The organism is Deinococcota bacterium (assembly GCA_030858465.1).
Classification (GTDB): Bacteria; Deinococcota; Deinococci; order Deinococcales; family Trueperaceae; genus JALZLY01.
Genome location: JALZLY010000122.1, coordinates 1 through 3,432 on the forward strand (window position 1 = coordinate 1; position 3,432 = coordinate 3,432).

At 68.9% G+C, this 3,432-nt stretch carries 2 protein-coding genes; one reads left to right on the forward strand and one right to left on the reverse strand.

Features of this window, described 5'->3' with window-relative positions:
• Positions 1 to 53: 53 nt before the first annotated feature.
• Entirely contained in the window at positions 54 to 1,709 is a 1,656-nt protein-coding gene (ade, locus tag M3498_05850; GenBank protein MDQ3458806.1) for an adenine deaminase, read from the forward strand.
• 55 nt (positions 1,710 to 1,764) lie between these two features.
• Here the strand turns inward: ade and glmM are convergent, their stop codons facing one another.
• Positions 1,765 to 3,090 (reverse strand): phosphoglucosamine mutase, encoded by a 1,326-nt coding sequence (gene glmM, locus M3498_05855; protein MDQ3458807.1) that lies wholly within the window; start codon positions 3,088 to 3,090, stop codon positions 1,765 to 1,767.
• Between the last annotated feature and the right edge of the window lie 342 nt (positions 3,091 to 3,432).

A 3,432-nucleotide genomic window follows, 5' to 3' on the forward strand; every position in this document is an offset into this window, starting at 1 on the left:
CTCCAGCATAGTCCCTCTTTGGTGGTGGACGTGGGGTATACTGCGCTATTGCTATGGCCCCCACTAAGGCCCCGGCCCGCTACCGCCCCGCCGCCGTGACGGGCAAGCTCGTGGACCTCTTCGCGGGGCGCGTCTATCCCGCCCGGCTCGAGCTCGCCAGCGGCCGCATCGCCCGCATCGAACCCGCCAGCGAGGCCGAGCATTACCTCATCCCCGGCTTCGTCGACGCCCATGTCCACATCGAGAGCTCGATGCTGGTGCCGTCCGAGTTCGCGCGCTTGGCGGTCCGGCACGGCACCGTGGCGACGGTGAGCGACCCGCACGAGATAGCCAACGTGCTCGGCGTCGCGGGCGTGCGCTACATGCTCGAGCAGGCCGAGGGTCTGCCCTTCAAGGTCGCCTTTGGCGCGCCGCCCTGCGTGCCCGCCACGTCCTTCGAGACGGCCGGGGCGACGCTGGACGCGCTAGCCGTCGGGGAGCTCCTGGGCGACCCGCGGGTGAAGTACCTGAGCGAGGTCATGAACTACCCTGGCGTGGTCGCGGGCGAGGTGGCGCTGCTCGCCAAGCTCTCGGCGGCTCGAGCCCTCGGCAAACCCGTGGACGGCCACGCCCCCGGCGTGCGCGGCGAGACCTTGAGGCGCTACGCGGCGGCGGGCATCGGCAGCGACCACGAGTGCTCTACCCGTCTGGAGGCCGAGGAGAAGCTGGCCCTCGGCCTCAAGGTGCTCATCCGCGAGGGCTCGGCGGCCAAGAACTTCGCGGCGCTCCACCCGCTCCTGCGCGAACACGCCGACAGGATGATGTTCTGCAGCGACGACCTGCATCCCGACGACCTCTTGGAGGGCCATATCGACAAGCTGGTGCGGCGCGGCCTGGCGGCGGGCCACGACCTCATGACGCTGTTGCGGGTGGCCTCCCGCAACCCCGTCGAGCACTACGGGCTGGACGTGGGCCTCTTGCGCGAGGGCGACCCCGCCGACTTTCTGGTGGTTAAGGACCTCGCAGGGCTCGAGGTGCTCGAGACCTACGTGGGCGGGCAGCGCGTGGCCCAGCGCGGGGAGAGCCTGATGCCCCGCCGCCCCGCCAGAATCGTCAACCGCTTCGAGGCTCGCCCCCAGGCCGCGGCCGCCTTCGCGGTCGAGGCGCGACCCGGCCGGCTCCGCGTCATCGAGGCGCGAGACGGCCAGCTCGTCACGGGAGAGCGCCTGATGAACCCTTCGCTCTCAGGCGGTCTGGCGGTCGCCGACCCGGCCCGTGACCTGCTCAAGCTCGCGGTGGTCAACCGCTACGAGCAGGCGCCGCCCGCCGTGGCCTTTGTCCACGGTTTTGGCCTGCGGCGCGGCGCCCTGGCCTCATCGGTCGCCCACGACTCGCACAACGTCGTCGCCGTCGGCGTTACCGACGAGGCGATAAGCCGGGCGGTCAACCTGGTGATAGCGGCCCGCGGCGGCCTCTCCTTCGTAGCTGAGGAAGAGGAGGGGCTGCTGCCCCTGCCGGTCGCCGGACTGATGTCGGACGGCGAGGCCGAGAGCGTGGCGCGTCATTACGCCCGCCTGGACGAGGCGGCAAGGGGGCTCGGCTCGAGCCTGCGCGCGCCCTACATGACCCTGTCGTTCATGGCGCTGCTGGTCATCCCCGCGCTCAAGCTGAGCGACGAGGGACTCTTCGACGGGGAGAAGTTCGCATTCACCGATCTCTTCGTGCTCTAGGGGAAGTGGAAGGACAGAGACAGAAGCCAGCAGGACCGTCTCCTCGATGCTTGCTTTATCCGCTCGCCACCACGGCGGCGATGTCATTGGCAATCATTTCGATCGCCTCCTGGCTGGGGCCCTCGACCATCACCCGGATGAGTGGCTCGGTGCCGCTCGGGCGCAGGTTGATGCGGCCCTGGCCGTTGAGGCGCCGCTGCGCGCTCTCGAGCGCACGCTTGACCTGTGGCCGCTCCGCGACGCCTGCCTTGTCCGCGACACGGACGTTGACGAGCGTCTGCGGGTAGAGGGGGATGTCATCGACCCAGGCGTCCAAGGGCTTGCCCGACTCGCGCACCACCCGAAGCGTCTGCAGGGCGGTCAAGAGGCCGTCGCCGGTGGGCGCCTTGTCGAGGAAGAGCAGGTGGCCCGACTGCTCACCGCCCAAGGTGAGGCCCTCGGCCTTGAGCGCCTCCAAGACGTAGCGGTCGCCGACCTGGGTACGCAGCATCCTGACGCCACGCTCGCGCAGGTAGTGCTCGACGCCCAGATTGCTCATCAAGGTAGCCACCACCGCCGTCTCGTGGCGGCTGAGGGCGCACATCGCCAGGATGTGGTCGCCCGAGACGAGGCGGCCCCGCCGGTCCACCAGCAGCGCCCGGTCGGCGTCGCCGTCAAAGGCCACGCCCGCGTCCAGCCCCTGCGCCCTCACCCGCTCCTGGAGCCCCGCGATATGCGTCGAGCCGCAGTCCACGTTGATGTTGACGCCGTCGGGCTCGGCGTTGATGACCGTAAGCCGGGCGCCGATGTCGCCAAACAGGCGCGGGGCGAGCTGGTAGCTCGCGCCGTGGGCGCAGTCGAGCGCCACGCGCATGCCGTCCAGCGAAGGCGCCTGCTCGAGCAGGAAGCTGTAGTAGTCGTCGTCCTGGTGCCGGTAGCGGCTCGAGCCGCCGATGGCCGCGCCGGTGACGAGGGGCAGCTCAGGGTTTTCCAGGCGGCTCTCGATCTCGGCCTCGCGCGCGTCGGGGAGCTTTTCGCCGTCGGCGCCGAAAAGCTTGATGCCGTTGTCGTAGTAGGGGTTGTGCGAGGCGCTCACCATGATGCCCGCGTCGGCGCCGCGCGCCTTGCAGAGGTAAGACACGGCGGGCGTGGGCATCACCCCCAGAAAGACGGTATCGGCGCCTCTCGAGTTGAGCCCGGCGGCGACCGCGTGCGCCAGCATCGGCCCGGAGCGCCGGGTGTCCATGCCGATGATGAAGCTGGGTCTGTCGCCGTTCTTGAGGGTCTCGGCGGCGGCCACGCCCATCCGAAAGGCAAACTCCGCGGTGAGAGGGGCTTGGCCGGCCACGCCGCGGATGCCGTCGGTGCCAAAGTAAAGTCGCTTCATGGGGCGCTCTGTCATGGCGCTAAGTGTACCCTAGGCCGTGTTCCTTGGATGTGACAAGGTCTGTAAGGTCTGTTTACCCCACCTGTGGGAAGCGGCAAACCTCGTCGCTGGCGATGGGCTGCTGCGGATCATCTCGCGTGTGTGGGGAATAGACTCGGTGAATCATGGAATCACACTCCAATCGGTAGAGCAGCATCGTGGTGGAAGAGCGCCCCATGATCTTCCTTTTCCAGCTCGAGAACCTGGCCGGCGTCAACGTAAACGTCGACTGGTCGCCCAGGCCCGACGAGATGCTGTGGATGTTCGACGCCCAGCCGGCCGACTGAAGGCTTGGCCCAAGAGCGGGCCGGACGCAAG

Excerpts from the sequence above, each read along its gene's own strand:
- ade (MDQ3458806.1), top strand. The coding sequence starts at position 54 with ATGGCCCCCACTAAGGCCCCGGCCCGCTACCGCCCCGCCGCCGTGACG.
- glmM (MDQ3458807.1), bottom strand. The coding sequence starts at position 3,090 with ATGACAGAGCGCCCCATGAAGCGACTTTACTTTGGCACCGACGGCATC.